General features: G+C 45.8%; 15 protein-coding genes. 11 read left to right on the forward strand and 4 right to left on the reverse strand.

Going from position 1 to position 17,719, the window contains the following annotated elements; translation table 11 throughout:
• The first annotated feature begins 98 nt into the window (after positions 1 to 98).
• The 5 genes from FJQ87_RS05685 to FJQ87_RS05705 all read left to right on the forward strand — a co-directional run bounded on the left by FJQ87_RS05685 (position 99) and on the right by FJQ87_RS05705 (position 5,698).
• Positions 99 to 1,196 carry a polyamine ABC transporter substrate-binding protein gene (locus FJQ87_RS05685; protein ID WP_140931380.1) on the forward strand — a complete coding sequence of 366 codons (1,098 nt, stop codon included), beginning with the start codon at positions 99 to 101 and terminating at the stop codon, positions 1,194 to 1,196.
• A gap of 67 nt (positions 1,197 to 1,263) precedes the next feature.
• Complete coding sequence (gene potA, locus FJQ87_RS05690; protein ID WP_140931383.1) at positions 1,264 to 2,403, forward strand: polyamine ABC transporter ATP-binding protein; 1,140 nt, start codon at positions 1,264 to 1,266, stop codon at positions 2,401 to 2,403.
• A complete protein-coding gene (locus FJQ87_RS05695; protein WP_140931387.1) occupies positions 2,400 to 3,302 on the forward strand; it encodes an ABC transporter permease subunit in 903 nt (300 codons plus the stop codon). Before potA ends, FJQ87_RS05695 begins: the two co-directional genes overlap by 4 nt.
• On the forward strand, positions 3,299 to 4,114 hold the full coding sequence (locus FJQ87_RS05700) for an ABC transporter permease subunit (RefSeq protein WP_140931390.1): 816 nt from the start codon (positions 3,299 to 3,301) through the stop codon (positions 4,112 to 4,114). The genes FJQ87_RS05695 and FJQ87_RS05700 overlap by 4 nt, the downstream gene beginning before the upstream one ends.
• A 342-nt stretch (positions 4,115 to 4,456) precedes the next feature.
• Positions 4,457 to 5,698 (forward strand): dicarboxylate/amino acid:cation symporter, encoded by a 1,242-nt coding sequence (locus tag FJQ87_RS05705; protein ID WP_140931393.1) that lies wholly within the window; start codon positions 4,457 to 4,459, stop codon positions 5,696 to 5,698.
• 81 nt (positions 5,699 to 5,779) lie between these two features.
• Here the strand turns inward: FJQ87_RS05705 and FJQ87_RS05710 are convergent, their stop codons facing one another.
• Positions 5,780 to 6,304 carry an NAD(P)H-dependent oxidoreductase gene (locus FJQ87_RS05710; RefSeq protein WP_140931396.1) on the reverse strand — a complete coding sequence of 175 codons (525 nt, stop codon included), beginning with the start codon at positions 6,302 to 6,304 and terminating at the stop codon, positions 5,780 to 5,782.
• Between the two features lie 226 nt (positions 6,305 to 6,530).
• Positions 6,531 to 6,869, reverse strand: a complete 339-nt coding sequence (locus FJQ87_RS05715; RefSeq protein WP_140931399.1) for a DUF1904 family protein — start codon at positions 6,867 to 6,869, stop codon at positions 6,531 to 6,533.
• Positions 6,870 to 7,206: 337 nt separating this feature from the next.
• Between FJQ87_RS05715 and FJQ87_RS05720 the strand changes: the two genes are divergently transcribed.
• Entirely contained in the window at positions 7,207 to 7,980 is a 774-nt protein-coding gene (locus tag FJQ87_RS05720; RefSeq protein WP_140931401.1) for a phosphatase PAP2 family protein, read from the forward strand.
• A gap of 276 nt (positions 7,981 to 8,256) precedes the next feature.
• Complete coding sequence (locus tag FJQ87_RS05725; RefSeq protein WP_140931404.1) at positions 8,257 to 10,521, forward strand: TonB-dependent hemoglobin/transferrin/lactoferrin family receptor; 2,265 nt, start codon at positions 8,257 to 8,259, stop codon at positions 10,519 to 10,521.
• A gap of 72 nt (positions 10,522 to 10,593) precedes the next feature.
• On the opposite strand, the gene FJQ87_RS05730 is transcribed toward FJQ87_RS05725, so the two are convergent.
• On the reverse strand, positions 10,594 to 11,553 hold the full coding sequence (locus FJQ87_RS05730) for a DMT family transporter (protein ID WP_140931406.1): 960 nt from the start codon (positions 11,551 to 11,553) through the stop codon (positions 10,594 to 10,596).
• A 176-nt stretch (positions 11,554 to 11,729) separates the two neighbouring features.
• Positions 11,730 to 12,872, reverse strand: a complete 1,143-nt coding sequence (locus FJQ87_RS05735) for a divalent metal cation transporter (RefSeq protein WP_240778847.1) — start codon at positions 12,870 to 12,872, stop codon at positions 11,730 to 11,732.
• Between the two features lie 20 nt (positions 12,873 to 12,892).
• On the opposite strand from FJQ87_RS05735, the gene FJQ87_RS18675 reads away from it, so the two are divergent.
• From FJQ87_RS18675 to FJQ87_RS05750, 4 genes are all read left to right on the forward strand, one after another.
• On the forward strand, positions 12,893 to 13,138 hold the full coding sequence (locus FJQ87_RS18675) for a hypothetical protein (RefSeq protein ID WP_168195111.1): 246 nt from the start codon (positions 12,893 to 12,895) through the stop codon (positions 13,136 to 13,138).
• A gap of 331 nt (positions 13,139 to 13,469) precedes the next feature.
• Positions 13,470 to 14,408 (forward strand): class A beta-lactamase, encoded by a 939-nt coding sequence (bla, locus tag FJQ87_RS05740; RefSeq protein ID WP_168195145.1) that lies wholly within the window; start codon positions 13,470 to 13,472, stop codon positions 14,406 to 14,408.
• A gap of 476 nt (positions 14,409 to 14,884) precedes the next feature.
• Entirely contained in the window at positions 14,885 to 15,250 is a 366-nt protein-coding gene (locus tag FJQ87_RS05745) for a hypothetical protein (RefSeq protein WP_168195146.1), read from the forward strand.
• Between the two features lie 411 nt (positions 15,251 to 15,661).
• A complete protein-coding gene (locus FJQ87_RS05750; protein ID WP_168195147.1) occupies positions 15,662 to 17,314 on the forward strand; it encodes a winged helix-turn-helix domain-containing protein in 1,653 nt (550 codons plus the stop codon).
• Positions 17,315 to 17,719: the final 405 nt, after the last annotated feature.

Here is a 17,719-nt window from a genome sequence, read left to right on the forward strand (position 1 = left end):
TCGTGATACATTACGCGCCCCCAAATTGTTTGGTTAAGCCTTAGCTTGTTTAACCTGTTGTCACCGGTATTTCCGGGTGGTTTTATGAGGAGTAAAGCATGAAGCTACTGAGATTGACTGTGAGTTGTGTGGCCTTAATTGCATCGTTAACGAGTGCAGCTATCCACGCCGAAGAAGTGGTGCGCGTTTATAACTGGTCTGATTATATTGCGCCTGGTGTATTGCAGGATTTTCAAAAAGAAACTGGCATTCGCGTCATTTATGATGTGTTTGACAGTAACGAAGTGCTAGAAGCTAAGTTGTTGTCAGGTCGCAGCGGTTACGATTTAGTGGCGCCTACCAATCACTTTTTAGCCAAACAAACCCAAGCTGGCGCCTTTATGCCGCTGGATAAATCTAAGCTCAGCAATTACAGCAACCTTAATCCGGTATTGATGCAGCAGCTTGAAGCCGCCGATCCTGGCAATCAATACGGTATTCCGTATTTATGGGGCACCACAGGCCTTGGCTATAACTTAGCCAAAGTGCAGCAAGCCTTAGGCAGCGATGCCAAGGTAGACTCATTAGCGCTGATTTTTGATCCTGCCAATGCGCAAAAGCTCGCCAGTTGCGGTATTTCATTTTTGGACTCACCGGATGAAATGATCCCGCACGCCTTGCTGTATTTGGGGTTAGATCCAAATTCCACCTCGCGCGCCGATTATCAAAAAGCCGGTGATTTACTGGCAAGCGTGCGTCCTTATGTGCGTTATTTCCATTCATCTAAGTTTGTGACTGACTTAGCCAATGGCGATATTTGTATGGCCTTTGGTTTCTCTGGCGATATTTTCCAAGCCGCCGCCCGCGCCGATGAAGCGAGCACAGGTCAAGATGTGCATTACGCCATTCCCAAAGAGGGCGCTAACTTATGGTTTGATATGTTGGCGATTCCCTCCGACGCACAAAACAGTGATAACGCCCATCAGTTACTCAATTACCTGATGCGCCCAGATGTTATCGCCAAGATTTCAGATTATGTGGCTTATGCTAACGCTAACGTGCCAGCCGAAGCCTTAATGAACCCTGAGATTAAAAATAATCCCGCCATTTATCCGCCCGCGGATGTGATGTCCAAATTGTTTATGAATGAAACCCGCGATTTAAAGGCGCAGCGCGATATGACTCGGGTATGGACGCGAGTTAAATCGGGACGCTAACTCTAAGATTCGGCCTACACATTACTTTCGGCCAGCCCAGCGCTGGCCTTTTTTATCTGGATACGTTATGACTCAAAATAAGTCGGTAGTGGCACCTTTGTCTGCATCAAAGAGTGCCACTGATGTGATATTAAGAATTGAAAAAGTTTCTAAAGTGTTCGATGGCTGCCGCGCGGTTGATGAGGTGTCGTTATCGATTGAACGTGGTGAGATTTTTGCTTTATTAGGCGGCTCAGGCTCAGGTAAAACTACCTTGCTGCGTATGCTTGCCGGGTTTGAACAACCCACCGAAGGGCGCATTTTTTTAGACGGTCAAGACATTACCGATCTCCCTCCTTATGAGCGTCCTATCAACATGATGTTCCAGTCGTATGCGTTATTTCCCCATATGACGGTGGAGCAAAATATTGCCTTTGGCCTAAAGCAAGATAAGTTGCCCAAAGCGCAAATTACTGCCCGCGTGCAAGAAATGCTAAAACTGGTGCGCATGGAGCAGTTTGCCAAACGTAAACCGCATCAATTATCTGGTGGTCAGCGCCAACGTGTCGCCTTGGCGCGATCGCTCGCTAAACGCCCTAAATTATTATTGTTAGATGAGCCCATGGGCGCGCTTGATAAAAAACTGCGCACCGAAATGCAGCTTGAAGTGGTTGAAATTCTTGAACGTGTTGGCGTGACCTGCGTGATGGTGACCCATGACCAAGAAGAAGCCATGACGATGGCGGGGCGCATGTCCATCATGAGTGATGGCTGGGTAATGCAAACCGGCACGCCGCAAGATATTTACGAAAGCCCGAACAGTCGCATGGTGGCCGAATTTATTGGTTCAGTGAACATGTTTGCTGGCGAGATTATTGAAGACATGGCCGACCATGTGATTATTCAATCACCAGCGTTAGCGCAGCCATTTTATCTTGGCCACGGTATCACCACTCAGCTGGACGACAGGCAAGTGTGGGTAGCGGTGCGCCCAGAAAAAACCTTAGTGAGTAAAACTAAGCCCGAGCAAGACTATAACTGGGCCGAGGGCATAGTCCATGATATCGCCTACCTTGGCGGTATTTCTGTGTACTACATTCGCTTGGCTCATGGCCAGTTAGTGCAGTGTTCTATGCTCAACCGTGAGCGCGGTGCTGACCAACCTACTTGGGATGATAACGTCTATATCAGCTGGGATGACACTAGCGCCGTGGTACTTAATTCATGATGGCGCCGCGTGAACTTAGGCGTTTAGGGCAACTGGTCGCGGTAGGCTTGCCTTACCTGTGGCTAGTGTTATTTTTTGCCTTGCCCTTTGCCATAGTCGTCAAAATCAGTTTTTCATCGGCGGCCATGGCCATTCCGCCTTATGAGCCGATGTTCAGCTTTATGGATGACATACTGACTGCGAGCATGAATCTTGGCAATTATCTGCTGCTACTGGATGACAGCCTCTATGTTGAGGCCTATTTTGGCTCGATTAAGATGGCTTTCGTGGCCACGCTCGGCTGCCTGTTACTGGGTTATCCGATGGCATACGCCATCGCCAAAACCTCGCCGCAGCGCCAAGCCATGTTATTGCTGCTGGTGATGCTGCCTAGTTGGACCTCATTTTTAATCCGCATTTATGCGTGGATGGGGTTACTTAGCCACAACGGCTTAATCAATCAGGTATTGCTATATCTTGGCGCGATTTCAGAGCCGTTAGAAATCTTAAATACCGATATTGCCGTGTATATCGGCATGATTTACGCGTATCTGCCGTTTATGATTTTGCCTTTGTACGCCAATTTGGCGCGCCAAGATAAGAGTCTGTTGGAAGCGGCGGCCGACCTTGGCGCCCATAAGTTCACTAGCTTTTGGCAAGTCACTTGGCCGTTATCCTTAGGCGGCGTTATGGCTGGGTGTTTATTGGTATTTATTCCGGCCATTGGAGAGTTTGTTATTCCTGAATTACTTGGCGGCCCAGATTCTTTGATGATAGGTAAAGTCTTGTGGCAAGAGTTCTTTAACAACCGAGATTGGCCAGTGGCATCGGCGTTGGCGGTAGTTATGTTGTTCTTATTAGCCATTCCTATTGCTTGCTTTAATCATTATCAAGCTAAAAGTTTGGAGGCTAAGTCATGAAGCGCGTGAGTGTATCTACCTTAGGCTTAATTGGCGGCGTGATTTTTTTATATGCGCCCTTGTTTATCTTAGTGTTCTACTCCTTTAATGCCTCGAAATTAGTGACCATTTGGGGCGGGTTTTCGGTTAAATGGTATGGCGAGTTATTTCGCGATCAGCAGATTTTAGATGCTGTGTGGACGAGCTTAGTCATCGCCTTTAACTCTGCAACCATGGCCGTAATTTTAGGCACGCTGGCCGCTATGGTGATGACGCGTTATCGCGCTTCTCGGGTAAAAACCAGTATTTCAGCCATGATTACTGCGCCTTTGGTGATGCCAGAAGTGATTACCGGTTTATCGCTATTGCTACTTTTTGTGCATATGGCGGACTTTTTAGGTTGGCCATTGGAGCGTGGACGCTTAACTATTTGGATTGCGCATTCCACCTTTAGCGCCGCGTATGTGGCCGTGGTTGTGTCGTCGCGTTTGCGTGAGCTTGACCGCTCCATTGAAGAAGCGGCCATGGATTTGGGCGCCACACCGATGAAGACTTTTATGCTCATCACAGTGCCCATGATAGCGCCATCGCTATTAGCCGGCTGGTTACTGGCATTTAGCTTATCCCTTGATGACTTAGTGATAGCAAGCTTTACCTCAGGCCCAGGTGCTACTACTTTGCCTATGGTGGTGTTTTCGTCGGTGCGAATGGGGGTTACGCCTAAAATCAATGCATTAGCTACGTTAATCATATTAACGGTGGCGCTTATCGCCTTAATAAGCTGGTTTGTGATGCGTCGCAATCAGCGGCGTATGCTCGCGCAGCAGTCATAGCTCGCGGTTATAAAGTAAACAGACAGGAGCTTAGGCTCCTGTCTTTGTTTGCGCTGTATAAAAAATGTGCTTATAACCATTTTGGGGGAAGATCACTGTTTAAAGATTAAACACAAATAAAGATAATTAAAAAATAGCGATGAACTTAGTGTAAACACTGAGTTTTTATTGGATATATCGCTAAATTTTTAAGTAATTGTCACCATAAGTTGGTTTTTTCTGATGAAAAGCTATTTTTTGGCGTTTTGCGGGTATGGTGCACAGTTAACGCCATGGGTGAATGTTATGGTTACTCCAATACAAAAATAAGCTATCGATGATGAGATAACTTTGGGAGTAAGCATGATAAACAAGAGTTTTTTTAAAAACATAGGCGTGCAAGTTGTGATCGCCATGATAATCGGCGCGGCAGTCGGCATGATGATGGGCGACAGCGCCTCTATGTTTGCTCCGCTAGGTACGATTTTCATCAGCCTAGTTAAGATGCTAGTGATCCCTCTGGTATTAGTGTCCATTGTTGCTGGCGCCGCGAGTTTAGGTAACAGCCCATCAGCCGGTAAAATTGGCATAGGCTCCTTTGGCTTCTTTCTCGTCACTTCTGGCATAGCTGTTACTTTAGCCTTAGTCATGGGCTCAGTATTTAAGCCTGGTAGCGGCGTAGATTTCGCCGGTCACGGTCAAGACTTAATGACAGTCACTGCCGAGCAAGGCACAGTGCCAGGTGTGGTTGATACCTTAATAGGTATGATCCCAACCAACGTGTTTGAATCCTTATATGGCGGCAACATACTGCAAATTTTAGTTTTCAGTATCTTCTTTGGTATTGCCCTGACCAAAGTGAAAGGCGATGGCGCCAAGCCGCTGATTAATGGCTTAAACACTACCGTTGAAGCCTTTGTGTGGATGATTAACTGCGTCATGATTATTGCGCCTATTGGTGTGTTTGGTTTGATGGCCGACTCTGTAGGTACCTTTGGTTTCCAAGCGTTAGAAGTGGTGTTTAAGTTATTTGCTGTGTTTGTGGCGGCGATTCTGATTTATGGCTTTATCTTCTTCCCATTAATGGTGCAGTGTTTCTCTAAAGTTACCGCCCGTCAGTTTATCTCGGCCATGAAAAAGCCGCAGGTTATGGCGCTATCAACCGCATCATCCATGGCTACTTTGCCAGTTAACATGGAAACCTGTGAAGAAGAGCTTGGCGTTTCTAAAGCGACCACCGCCTTTGTTCTGCCTCTTGGCGCCACCATTAACATGAGTGGTAACGCCATTTACTACGGCTTAGTGGCTATGTTCTTTGCGCAGATGTACAACATTGATTTAACCATGACCGCTTATATTGCGATTATCTTTACGTCAACCTTAGGCGCCATTGGTCAAGCTGGCGTACCTGGCCCGTCATTCTTAGTGGTCGCGGTATTGCTTGCAGCAGGCATTCCGATTGATGGCTTGCCATTGTTGTTTGCCCTTGACCGCGTGTTCGACATGATCAGAACCTCACTCAACATTACTGGTGATGCGGCGTGCGCCATTGTGATGGATAGATATAGCCCTGAAAAACTAGAGTTATACGCAGCTAAGGCTTAAGCCTACTGAGTGAATCAGTTAAATAAAAACGGCAAGTCTAGGCTTGCCGTTTTTTTGTCAGTAAGAAATTAGCTGCTGGCGTTAAGCTAATTTTGCCATGACAGCGTTGAATTTTTCCTGCCATTCTGGCTGTGTTGGTTGCCCCGCTTCTACATCAAAGTTGTCATAAAAAGCCGGTAATGACAGTTGTGATTTAATTACGCCGCCAAAGTAACCCATGGAGTTCATGGCTGAGCTGAGCACGCTGGCAGCGCCCGCTGGGCCTGGCGATGTGGCCAGTAGTACCATAGGCTTACCTTGAAACACCTTCATATTGATACGCGACGTCCAATCAAACAGATTTTTATAGGCGGCAGTGTAGCTGCCATTATGTTCTGCAAAGGAAATCACTATGGCATCAGCGTTTCCAAGCTTAGCGTAAAAGGCTTTAGCGGCATCAGGCTGGCCGATTTCTTTTTCTTTATCTTCGCTAAAAAGCGGCAGCTCAAAATCATTTAAATCGAGTAATTCCACCTCGGCGCCGGTCACTAAGTGGGCGGCGTAATTCGCCAGTTGTTTATTAATGGAGTGACGACTGCTGCTGGCGCCGAATGCGATTATTTTCATGGGTTATTCCTTGGGGTTGTGAGGGAAATGACATCTAAGGTTAAGCTTAATCTATAGTCACGAGACTATGTTTGGCAATCAAGGCGGGGCTAATGCTAAGAGTTTTATCTGGCTTGGGGGCTTGGGCATTTAAGCTCTGTGGATTTAAGCGCTGGCGCCTAAGTTTCTTGTGGGGGATTAACCAATTCGGGACATAGCCCGAATTGGTTGGTGATGAACTATGGGCTTAGCCGTAATGGGCGCCATTGTCATAGTAATCACTTGGGGTGAGCTTAGTAAAAATCACCGCAACATCTTGCTCTGGCTTATTCATGGCAGTACGCACTAATTGAGTAACCGTTTTTGCTATCTCATCTTGTACTTGTTGGCCACGGTCAAAATACAGCACTTCAATAAAAGGATAAGCGGCAATAGCTTCGCCTTCTGCAAAAAAGCTGGCAGGAATATGCTCGATAGTAAAATGCGCACGCGGACTATTCATCAGCTCACCTAAGGCATCTACCAGTGGGGTCGATAAGGCTTGCACTTGCTCAGCTGTCATGGCGCGGCAACGAAAATGCGGCATAAGAATTCTCTTCAAAAGTTAATGAGTCGCTATTCTAATCCCCAGTTGGCTGACTGCCAACTTTTGCGCGGCAATAGCGTTAGTTGGACGTGATTGAAAAACAAGCTATCTTGATTAAGTAAATGTAATCTTTGAACTTTGTGGCTTACAAGCAAAATTAGCTACACTCACGTGCTTTGATGACACACTTGGCTTTGTTGGTGGTGTAAGTGCTTAGATATAAGCTTTTGGGTTTAAGTGCTTAGATTTAAGTCATGGGCACTAACATTGAATCAAGCATAAATGATGTGGAATTAGCCTCTACTCGGCCTTAGGCCATTGAGCGAAAGGATAGTCAATGACGAAATCACGTTTTGGTCACCAAGGCCTAGCCTCGGGATATATAACGGTAATGTGGCTGTTAATGCTGTTATTGCCGCTCGGCTTACTGTGGCAGCAAACCCAATTGTTCCCTTTGCTCGATCTTAAAGACTGGCCGGCGCAGGCTTTGTATTGGATCACTTGGTCAGGGACTACGCCTTATGGCATAGGTACTATCGTGTTGGTGCTGATGTACAGTGCAACGCGCTTAACTCGGCCCATGTGGATATCGTTATTGTTAGCGGTCGCCATCAGTCAGGCGGTTGGCATTGGCTTAAATCATGAATTAAAACTGCATTTTAAAGAGCCGCGTCCCAATTTAAGCTGGTTTGTCGATCGCGATGAAATGGATGCAGATTTTTTTTATGAGCAAAGCTTAACGCAGCGCACCGACATGCTTGCCAATGCCATCGCTACCCATGCGCGGCAATTGCCTATGTCAGAGCGGATAGCGAGCCAGTGGCGTGAAGAGGTGGGTTATTCATTCCCCTCGGGCCACACTCAATTTGCGGTGTCATTTAGCTTAATCGTCTGTTTTTATTTAGTGGCGTCAGGCTTAGTGGTGCTACCTATGATATTAAGTTTGTGGGCCGTGCTTATGGGTTTGAGCCGAATGTTATTGGGCTTACATTGGCCAGTGGATGTGCTCGGCTCCACCTTGATTGGCGGCGCGCTGGCCGTGAGTTGCATTTTGCTCGTAAACGTAAGTCGGCGTTTTTGGATTAAAAAACTGCCCGCGCGTGAGTCTTAGCGCGGATAGTCGCAGATTTAAGTTAATCCGTGAGTTTAAGGGCGCCGAATGAGGCGCCTTTTTTATTTAAAGGCTTACCCAGGGATTAACGCCCGCGGCAAACAACCGGTCGGTCGCTAATTTAGTTGCGCTGCTGATTTTTTGGGCAAGGTCGCCAAGTCTTATGCTTATATGTGCAAAAAAGCGATCCAGCTAAAAGAACCCAATAGATTAACCCAATACAATGCCCGCATTAACTAAGAATAATTTTCATTAACGATTGCGGGTGTCCATTTCATGAATAAGTTGTCCTTGAGCATACTAGCCTTAGCTATCGCTCAAACGTTAAGTCTTCAAGCTCACGCTGCCAGCGTTGCCGCTGCTGAAACTACTGAAAAATCAGCGAAGAATGATCACCAAGTTCAAGAAGTCATAGTGGTTTCTGGCTCGCGTATGGAGCAGAACATTGAGCAAGTAGCCGGCTCAATCTTGGTGATTGACGAAGACGAAATTAACAACAACATGAGTAATGATTTCGGCAGTATTTTTCGCAATCAATCATCGGTAGCGGTTAAGGGCGGGGCGGGTAAATCCACGTCTATCACTATTCGCGGCATTGGTGGCAATCGCGTGATGATGGTTAAAGATGGCGTGCGGGTAAATAACCAATACGCCTCTCCGCTTGGCCCTGGCGCTGAAGGCACAGGTCGCGGCTTAACGGAAGTACAAAGCTTAAAGCAAGTTGAAGTCGTCAAAGCGGCAGCGTCCACCATGTACGGCTCAGATGCGCTCGGCGGCGTAGTCGTCATGCGCACTAAAGATGCGGCTGATTACCTGTTAGGTGAAGACTACTATGTGTCGATGAACGCAGGCTACGCCGGTATCAACAATGAATACACCGCAGGTTTTACTAGCGCCGCGGCTTACGGCAACTTTGAAAATTTACTGAGTTATCAGCACCGTAAAGGTGAAGAGCTGCCAAACTATTTTGACACTCAGCCAGACAGTGACTTAGTGCAAGACAGTGTGCTGTTTAAGAGCAAGTACCACTTTAACGATTACACCTCAGTGCAGCTGACGCTTGATTATTTAGAGCAGACCTTAAAGCGCTGGGAATATGAGTTTGATAGTAAGACGGGCGCGCTCAAAGAAAATATCGATACAGACCGTGATACTCAAGTGATTAACGGCGCCTTGCAGCTAGTGTCAAACAAGCCAACCCAGATGCACGACATTCTGACGGTTACCGCTTACTTTGGTAATACTGAGCAGTTAGAGCATAGAGATTATTTCAAGAAAACAAAACCAAGCCAAGTGTATGGCCTGAGCCAGCTTCGTGATTATACCTTTGAAGATCAACGCATTGGTTTAAATTCGACCTTCAGTAAGTATATTGGTAACAACAACTATGGTCATCAGATCACTTATGGTCTCGACTATGAGTTTTCAACCATGTCCCGTCACCGCACCGTTAATAATGTGGGCGGGGCGATTGTGCATCCCTTTACTTTTGCCGAGACCGACAGTCAGCGCCTCGGGGTATTTGTGCAAGACGATGTTACTTTACTGAATGGTGATTTGAATTTAATCGGCGGCTTGCGTTATGACTATTTCAATAACACCCCAGATAAGGCGCAGGCCGAGGCCGGTTTAGAAGAAGATTATGTAGAAAGTAATTTTGAACCTATGCGTGACAGTTTCTGGTCGCCAAAGTTAGGTTTAGTCTACAAGCTATCTGACTCTGTCAGTGTCTATGGCCAGTATGCCTATGGTTACAAGATGCCAACTCCAGATCAAAAATGGGGTGAACTTGAAGTTGAAGCAGGTCCTACTGATGTATTGATTAAAGCCAATTACGATCTTAAATCTGAAGAGTCACACACATGGGAAATAGGTGTTCGAGGTAACCATACGGATACGCGATATGAATTGACCGTTTTTTATACCCTAGCTAAAGATTTTATTGACTGGGAGTTTGTTCCTGAAGGTAGCAAGCCTCCATTTAAGTATAATTATCGATATTTTAATCGTGATGAAGTGAAGTTGTATGGCGCTGAAGCTCAAATTAATCATTGGTTGAATGATGAAGTTGAATTGTGGAGTAATATTTCATACACCTATGGTACTGATGAGAAAGGATATTATCTCAACAGCATTAGTCCACTGAAAGGTAATGTCGGTGCCTCTTGGTACACAGATATTAGCGGTATGGAAGCTGAGTTTGGAACTGTGGTTCGTTGGGCAGACAAGATGGATCGCACCACAGATCTAGACCTGTTCCGACCTGTTGGAATCCCTAGTTTGGATGCCATGACCAAAGATTGGAATAGTGTTTATGATACCGCTGGTTATGCGGTTTTAGATTTAACCTTTGGTCTGCGAATTAATGACAGTTGGAATCTGCGTGCTGGCGTATTTAACGTCTTAGATAAAGAATATGTGGATTACGCCGATGTGGCTGGTCAATCAGTATTCTTGCTGGATAAATCGATGAACCTTGAGTATGAAGACTTTACTCAACCGGGTCGCTATTTTAACGTCAGTGTTAACTACAAGTTTTAATTAGTCGTTATCTAATAACAACGCCCGCAATTAGCGGGCGTTTTTTATGGGTGTTGTGCAATGATGGCCACTCTAGGATTGCGGCGCCCGTAAGCGGGCACTGAGTAAATGGCCAAATTGAAACAGGCCAAGCCCCACCACCACAAAGCTCGCGCCTAACAATAACTGCGAGGTGAGTGGCTCATGGTTTAAGAGGCTGCCGAGCATAATGGCAAAGACAGGGGTTATTAGCGTCACTAAGGTCACTGTGCTGGCGGGTAAGTGCTGCAAAATATAAAAATAGGCAATAAAGCCTACTAACGAGCCAAAAATCCCTAAGTATACAATCGCCCACAGCGAGCGGTTATTGATATCAAGGGTGGGCATGGAGGCATCAAATAGCAGGGCGGCCAGCATAAAAAACGGCAGAGAAAAGCCAAGGGAGCCAACCGTTGTGGCTAATGGGTGAATATGCACCTTAATGGTTTTTATCAACACGCCGCTTAAGCTAAATAGACTCATGGCGCATAGCACTAAAGCCACGCCAATTAAGCTGCCTTGAGAGTTTGCCACATTGGCTAAACACACTATCCCAAGCCCCACAAAAGCAATAAAAAATGCCAGCAATTTTAATGGGCTAAAGCCTGCCTCTTTTAAAATCCACTGTGATAATAAGCCCGACATTAATGGCGATAATCCAAAAATCAGCGACATAGTGCCTGATGGTAAATAAAGCGCCGCAAAATAACTGAGTAACATGCCGCCGACTATGCCTATGGTGGAATAGCCATAGAGCTGCAATGCCTGCTTATTGATGGGCAGGCGAATGCGCAGCACCACTAACAGCAGCCCGCCTAAGATAAAGGCGATTAGCATGCGTAGCAGTACCGCCATTGTCGGATGGACTTGTTCACTGCTCCAGACAATCCCAAGCGGGGTTGTTGACCAGACGATAATGCCAATGACAAACGCTATGGGTACAGCTTTTGGCAGACCCGCTGCTGGCGAGGGTGACTGTATTGAGGGTTGTGGCTGTGGCGTACTTAGTGACATGAATTTCCTTGTTCATTAACTTTGTGCACTTTGTCTAATCAGACATCATGCCATAAGTCGTAACTATCATCAGTTGTAACTAACATAAAAATACCTAGCATAAAAAAATACCGAGCATTAATGCTCGGTATTAAATCGTAAGCTCAGTATTAGTTGGGCGACTCTTGCTTAACTCGTTAGCCCGCGAACTTTTGCATAAAGCCTGACACTGAATAGAGCGAGCCCGCGGCCATTAAGGCAACTACTATCATGCCCATTACCGTTAAATATTTAGGGTGCTGATAATCCCCAATAATGTCTTTGCGAGTGCTAGCAATTAAGATGACGCTGAGCACTATAGGTAAAATCAAGCTGTTGACTAATCCCGCTAACATCAAGAGCAACAAAGGTAAATCAACCGCTAAGGTGGCTAAGGTTGTCAGCACAATAAAGCCTAAGCAGTATTGGCGCTCATGGCGGGCAATGGCTGGCACTAAGGTCTTAATCAGTGAAATCGCCATGTAAGAATTACCAACCACTGAGGTAATAGCAGCCACAAACAAGACTAAGCCAAAGATATGGTAGCCAAGTTGGCCAGCGCCTTGTAAAAAGGCGTCAGCGGCAGGGTTCTTCATATCCAAAGTCACGCCTTTAACTATCACGCCTAATACCGCTAAAAACAGCAGCACTCGAATCACCACGGCAATGCCAATCCCCATCCACGCGGCTTGTTTGATGGATTGAATGGCATCTTTGCCTTTAAAGCCTAAGTCCACCATGCGCTGAGCGCCGGTATAATAACCACCAACCGCGCCGCCAACGATAGTTAAGGTCGGTAAAAATAGACTGCTGAAATCTGAAGGGGAAACGGCGGCGATTAAGGTCGGCACTATCGGCGCTTGAGTGGTCAAGGCGACATAAGCAATCAGGACTATCATCAGCATGCCTAAATAGCGCGCCATTCTATCCATTTGTTTGGCGGCGTGATGAGCCACAAACAGTAAACAACCTAAAGCGCCTGTGATTAAGGTGCCCCAAAAGGTGTCTATGCCGGTTAATACTTGAATGCCCATGGCTGAGCCGCTGATATTACCAAAGTTAAAGGCGACCGCGCCTAATGCCAGTAATGAGCCAATCCCATAACCAAGCCCAGGGGTGACCTTATTGGCGATATCTTGAATGCGCAGCCCAGAAACTCCGACTACGCGCCATAAGTTCATCACAATCACGAAGGTCAAAAAGACGGAGGCTAAGATAGGAAAAGCCATGTCCATTTGATAAATGCTGGTAAACACTGTGGTTTGCGTCAGAAATCCAGGCCCTACCGAAGTAGTTGCCATTAAGCATGCCAAGCTAATTAATGCCGTTTTTTGAGGTAAAGCAGTTGGCGCTAGTGCTGAGACTGGCGGGGTATGAGCTAAGGCAGAAGATGAGCTGTGCATGTATGGTCCTGAAATTAGTGTTTCTTCTTTTAGAAAAAAAAGAAACCCAACTGACAGGATCAGTTGCGGCTAAGATGTTTATCGATTTGCTTGCGGGTAAACAGGCGCAATATAGGGCTGAATTAGCTTTAGATCCAGTTATTTATGATTTTAAAGCGCCTTAGTGTGACCAATGTCTTGCTGCGGCCAATTAATGCGTTATTGGTGTGGTTAGTGTTTTTGTGGGCGTGATCTCAATTTTTTGTCGATTAGCAGCGCTGTCGTTGAGGATGTGAGGCATATATAGCAATAATGCTAGTATTGCCCGCCTAATTATCGGCAAGTTTGCGTTATTTATCAGTATCAGTGCCAACATCCTTAGCCATAACTGGAGTTGTTAGTAAGCACCCAGCTAGCTATAGGTAAAAAGCCGGCAACGACAGCGGTTGAAATTTAACAGCAGAATAATTAACTATCCCCACTCACAGAAGATGAGCACGCGCCATGATGACCCTTATGACACGTTTATTATTAGTATTGCTAGCCTTAGCGCAGCCATTAGCTATGGCATGGGCGCAAGCTCCTAGTCAGTTAGTCACTCAAGAGCCTGATTCAATCGCGCCAGCTGCTAATCTGCAAACTCAGATTGAATATTGGCAAACTAAGCTGCAAGTCAAAATAGGCGTGGCCGTGCTTAATACGGCTAACGGTCAGTATTGGGGGTTTCAAGACGAGCAGCGTTTTCCTATGGCAAGCACCATGAAGATGCTGGCCTGCGCTAAATTACTCTATGATGCCGACAATAACCGCTTGCAGCTAAGTGATAAAGTAACAATTGAGGCTGCTGATATTATTACTTATTCGCCCATGACTGAGCCGTTAATAGGTCAGGCGATTAGCGTCAATGATGCTTGTCAGATGACATTAACTAGCAGCGATAATACCGCCGCCAATATAGTGCTTGATGCCATTGGTGGACCTGTGGCCTTAACGCAGTTTTTACGCGCGCAGGGCGATGCTATTACTCGCCTTGATAGATGTGAGCCTGAGCTTAACCAAGGTATGCCAGAGGATGTACGTGACACCACAAGCCCCAAAGCCGTAGTGCATACTTGGCAGCAGTTACTCACGGCTAAGGTATTAAGTGAGAGCGCTAAGGCGCAGCTCACGACTTGGTTGCAACACAATCAAGTAGCTAATGATTTATTGCGCAAGACGCTGCCGCAAGGCTGGCTGATTGCCGATAGAAGCGGCGCAGGTGGCTATGGCGCCAGAGGGATAGTGGCTATGGTTTGGCAGCCAGAACAAGCACCAGTATTTATCAGTATTTACTTGCATCAAACCACTGCCAGCATGGAGCAGCGCAATCAAGCCATTGCCGCCATAGGCGACGCGATATTCGTAGCGCTGCAAAATAAAAGTGTTGATGAGAGCGCAGATAATAACAGTGAATAATTGGCGTAAATGAAAAGGCTTATCATCGGCGCTTCATTGTGCGCCTGTGATACCTAAGAGATAAAGCCAAGCATGGTTAATCAGTCATTACGATTAATAGCGCCGCCGTTGAAAGAATCGATACAATAAATATAATTTCCTTTCGAATGGCATAAAGGTAGCGCATATCTAATGTCCTTAGTTGTACGGGTTAACGTTGCAATGATCACTGCTATTAAATTAGTGCCTAGATTGGTAAAAAAGTGTGATCGCAATCACTTGAGGTGATTAATTTTCGATCATCAACATCCGCTGGCGGCTAACTTTGCGTCGGCTACACTTGCTATTATTAATGGCCTAGATTAAATGTAGCGCTAATTGCTTGAAATGTAAGCGGTAGGGCGGTTTTACTCGTTAAGCTTGGCAAGGTTTGCTATTGTGATGACGCTGTTACGCTTGCGAACTAGCACATCCAATAGCCTTTAAGGAGAAGATCATTGGCTTTAGCGCACCCACAGATAGCTGCCATGCTCAACGAGTTGAATTGCCGTAGTAATTTCAACATCCATAATGTGACTGAATATATGCTGCCGCAGACTAAGGAGCCTATTTATCTGCACTTACAAGGTAAGCAAGCCTGTATTGTCATCCGCCCTGCCTTTGAAGTGTTTGCCAGTGAATTAACCGGTATTGCTGGAGTTAATGGCCAGTATGAATATCATCACAATGCGCAAATGACGCGCTTTCCGACGCGCCAGCATAAAGGTATTAGCGAAACCCATTATGGCCTAGCCTTTACTTTTGATACCCCAGAAGCCTTACGGGATTTTATGACGCGCTTGCTGGCGATTGTCACTGGCTAAGTGGCTTATTGATGAGTTATGTGGCTTATTTAACTAAGCCACATAACTAGGTAAATCATTTTCAAGCCATTGCTAATTCATAGCTAATCCATAGCTAAGTCATTCAGAACGCGCTTTATCGCCACTTCTATTTCCCGCCGCATCTTCATTATCAATGGGTTAAATTACCATTAGCTTGTGCGCTTATCGTGTACGGCAATACTCATCATACCCCCTCAGTTTTTCTGCAAACATTAAAGTTAAGTCGCTGAATTATATAGACGAGGTGGACGTCAGATTAAACCTTGTTAGTCTAGCGTTTGAGATCGCAACTTAGTGGTTTTTGTCTAGTTTACGGCGATGAAATAAGTATATTAGCGCCAATTTTGCTGCACTCTATTGTTAGGCAGCTGGGCTCTGATGGATAGGCTAATGATTGGTTTCAAATTTAAAATCAATGACCTGATATTGCATACTTGCGAGAGCAAGCTGTGTTTTCAGGATAAGACCTTGTGCATTGAGCCAAGGCTAGTCAACTTATTAGCTTTTTTAGCCCAGCATACAGATACGGTATTTTCCCGCGAAGAAATCATTCAAGCTGTGTGGGACGGCGCGGTAGTGACCGAGCAAGTGGTTACTCAGTCAGTGTTTGAACTGCGTAAAATTCTTAATGAATGTCAGCATGGCGACATCATAGTGACCATTCCTAAGCGCGGTTATAAGCTCGCCGCGCAGGTCACCTTGATTGATGAATTAGATGAGATTAACTGCGGCTGCGAAGGTACAGCCGAGCATAATAGTCATGGAATGAGTACTTATGGATTGAGTGCCAATCAAGGTAATGATGGCGAGGCGAAAGTAAACTCGGCCGAGGCTCATCATCAGCGAAATGATGCTTGCCATAAACTTAATAGCGCAGCGTCAAAACATCAGGAAGCTGCTGGCTGCGCCGCAATTACGCCATTTCCATCAGCGCCATTAAGTCGCGCTTTGGCAGATTTTAATCGTACTGAAGGCTTAGGGCGTTCTTGGTTCAAATCCTTGTGGGCACTGGCTGATAACGTGGCGCACAGGTTACTGGACGTATTGATTCTAACCACGTTAGTGGTGGTCGTGGGCTATTTAGCCTTGTATCAAAGTACGCATCATGTGATGCCAGAAATTGATAATGGCTTAATCGTTATCGCTACCGAAGTCGCCCCTGAATTTGCGCCGTCACTTGGCTACCTGGCTTACGGTATTAGTCAGCAATTACAGCTAGATTTACAACGTTTTAGCGCCTATCGCACTCGCATGATTTCTGCCAACACTGCCGCCAGCGGTAAAGAATTACTGATTAACATTATTAGTAAGCAGCATCAGCCTTATTTGATGATTAGCTTGTACAGTCACTCGACGCAAAGGTACTTGTATCAGAGTGAAGAGCGCCTTGATGATGCCAATGTCGCTGCTGTGCTTGTACGCGAAAGCCAAGATTTACTCGATAGCTTAGGGATACATCTTAATGCCGATCAGCAAGGATTAGTGAGACTCGACTGGCTTAGCAGTAGTCAGCAAATCAACCAGTATTTATTAGCGCAATACTATATTAATCAAGATCAAAGCTTTGATATGGCTAAAGGTATTCAAATACTCGATAAGCTCATTAGTCAGCACCCGCAGCAATTAGAATTACTGGCAAAACGTTATATCGCCAGCGCTGAAATGCAGTCACTCGATGACAGCCGTGATGATGAGTTTTTTAGTCATTACGGCGCTGCGTTGTGGCAAGCCTTTAGCCAGCAATCTGGGCCATTTACCGCTGAAATTTGGGATGCCATTGCCTTGTATCATCTCTATCAAGGAGATAATCATCAAGTGCTCGATGCCTTAACGCGCAGCCAAGATGTCAATGGCCAATATACTGCCCTTGGGTATATTATTTTTGGCAAACTTAATCAGCAAGGTCACCCATTATTGGCCAGTGAAGCGTTTTCACAGGCGTATTATTTAGATGCCAGTGAGCGCACTTATTTGTTGTGTCAGCATTTATTCCGCCATAGCGAACTGAGCGGCTCAGCCCCAATACTCGCCGCCCTTGAATAGCTGGCATAGCCAAGCAAGACCTGCAATTAAAGGCTGTGACTAAAGGATTGTTATTCAATGGCTGTGATTAAAGGCAGGTAACTAACGGCTTAAAACTAAAAATTTAGCTAAGGAGCAATCCATTCTTAGCGAAGTGACCGCCATCGAGGCATGTCCTGTTTTACTTATTGGCTTATGCGCTCACCCATCTCTTAAATCCATTGCTTAAATCCATCACTTAAATCTATCTGTTGTTTGTCATTCTGGCGGGCGCCTAATTTATCAACACTTGTTGATGAAGGCTGGCAATTCCTTGGTATTGTAAATTTCCCATAGGTTGCTGAGTCCCGCTCACTATTATTCAGTGCTGCTGGTTTGGAATAGGCATTGAAGGGTTAGCAATTGAGTATTGAATCTGGAGGTTTT

This window comes from Shewanella sp. SNU WT4, from assembly GCF_006494715.1.
Lineage (GTDB): Bacteria > Pseudomonadota > Gammaproteobacteria > Enterobacterales > Shewanellaceae > Shewanella.

Excerpts from the sequence above, each read along its gene's own strand:
- FJQ87_RS05700 (WP_140931390.1), top strand. The coding sequence starts at position 3,299 with ATGAAGCGCGTGAGTGTATCTACCTTAGGCTTAATTGGCGGCGTGATT.
- FJQ87_RS05730 (WP_140931406.1), bottom strand. The coding sequence starts at position 11,553 with ATGTCACTAAGTACGCCACAGCCACAACCCTCAATACAGTCACCCTCG.
- FJQ87_RS05725 (WP_140931404.1), top strand. The coding sequence starts at position 8,257 with ATGAATAAGTTGTCCTTGAGCATACTAGCCTTAGCTATCGCTCAAACG.
- FJQ87_RS05685 (WP_140931380.1), top strand. The coding sequence starts at position 99 with ATGAAGCTACTGAGATTGACTGTGAGTTGTGTGGCCTTAATTGCATCG.
- FJQ87_RS05710 (WP_140931396.1), bottom strand. The coding sequence starts at position 6,304 with ATGAAAATAATCGCATTCGGCGCCAGCAGCAGTCGTCACTCCATTAAT.
- bla (WP_168195145.1), top strand. The coding sequence starts at position 13,470 with ATGACACGTTTATTATTAGTATTGCTAGCCTTAGCGCAGCCATTAGCT.
- FJQ87_RS18675 (WP_168195111.1), top strand. The coding sequence starts at position 12,893 with ATGCCGTTTTTTGAGGTAAAGCAGTTGGCGCTAGTGCTGAGACTGGCG.
- FJQ87_RS05735 (WP_240778847.1), bottom strand. The coding sequence starts at position 12,872 with ATGGCAACTACTTCGGTAGGGCCTGGATTTCTGACGCAAACCACAGTG.
- FJQ87_RS05715 (WP_140931399.1), bottom strand. The coding sequence starts at position 6,869 with ATGCCGCATTTTCGTTGCCGCGCCATGACAGCTGAGCAAGTGCAAGCC.
- potA (WP_140931383.1), top strand. The coding sequence starts at position 1,264 with ATGACTCAAAATAAGTCGGTAGTGGCACCTTTGTCTGCATCAAAGAGT.
- FJQ87_RS05720 (WP_140931401.1), top strand. The coding sequence starts at position 7,207 with ATGACGAAATCACGTTTTGGTCACCAAGGCCTAGCCTCGGGATATATA.
- FJQ87_RS05695 (WP_140931387.1), top strand. The coding sequence starts at position 2,400 with ATGATGGCGCCGCGTGAACTTAGGCGTTTAGGGCAACTGGTCGCGGTA.
- FJQ87_RS05750 (WP_168195147.1), top strand. The coding sequence starts at position 15,662 with ATGATTGGTTTCAAATTTAAAATCAATGACCTGATATTGCATACTTGC.
- FJQ87_RS05705 (WP_140931393.1), top strand. The coding sequence starts at position 4,457 with ATGATAAACAAGAGTTTTTTTAAAAACATAGGCGTGCAAGTTGTGATC.